The organism is Oleiphilus sp. HI0086 (genome assembly GCF_001635225.1).
In genome coordinates, this window is sequence record NZ_LWFZ01001479.1 from 1 (window position 1) to 772 (window position 772).

A 772-nucleotide genomic window follows, 5' to 3' on the forward strand; every position below is an offset into this window, starting at 1 on the left:
AATACTGAAGACATTCCACCAATGGCTCACCCAATGGATGCTGTACAGGTTCTACGTCCAGATGTTGTCACTGAAAGCGATAAAAGAGAAAAGCTCCAAACTGTCGCCCCCAACACTGAAGACGGTTTATTTCTTGTGCCAAAGGTTATTGAGTAAGGTGAACGTCCACCTATCCATTAGCAACATCACATTATTATCGATAGCACAACATTCACTCTATTCGAAAGCTAACTAAACATGCTAAACAAAACTGTAAAACAATTATCAACAGGGCTTGCTAGCGGCGAGTTTTCAAGCCTCGAGCTCAGCCAATACTTTCTAGACAGAATCAAGAAGCTTGACGGCCAATATAATAGTTTCATTACCGTTACCGAAGAACAAGCGCTTGCACAGGCGAAAGCAGCCGATGAGATTATCGCAAGCGGCAAGGCAACACCCTGGACAGGTATTCCCTTTGCACATAAGGACATCTTCTGCACCGAGGCGTGTTAACTACCTGCGCCTCAAAAATGCTAGATAACTTTATTCCGCCTTATGACGCCACCATCGTCAGCAATTTTAAAAATGCGGGCGCAGTTTGTTTAGGTAAAACAAACATGGATGAATTCGCGATGGGCTCATCTAACGAGACAAGTTATTTTGGCAAAGTTATCAACCCTTGGAGCCAAGAAGAGCAACTTGTACCCGGTGGTTCATCTGGCGGTTCAGCAGCTGCCGTTGCCGCTCGACTTGTGCCAATAGCAACCGCAACCGATACCGGCGGCTCTATTCG

The 772-nt window shown here is 45.7% G+C and carries 1 protein-coding gene and 1 pseudogene; both read left to right on the plus strand.

Features of this window, described 5'->3' with window-relative positions; genetic code table 11:
- The coding region (gene gatC / locus A3756_RS25030; RefSeq protein ID WP_156490761.1) for an Asp-tRNA(Asn)/Glu-tRNA(Gln) amidotransferase subunit GatC at positions 1-156 on the plus strand (156 nt) is incomplete at its 5' end.
- 81 nt (positions 157-237) lie between these two features.
- Positions 238-772: pseudogene (locus A3756_RS28935) on the plus strand (amidase); the annotation flags it as partial.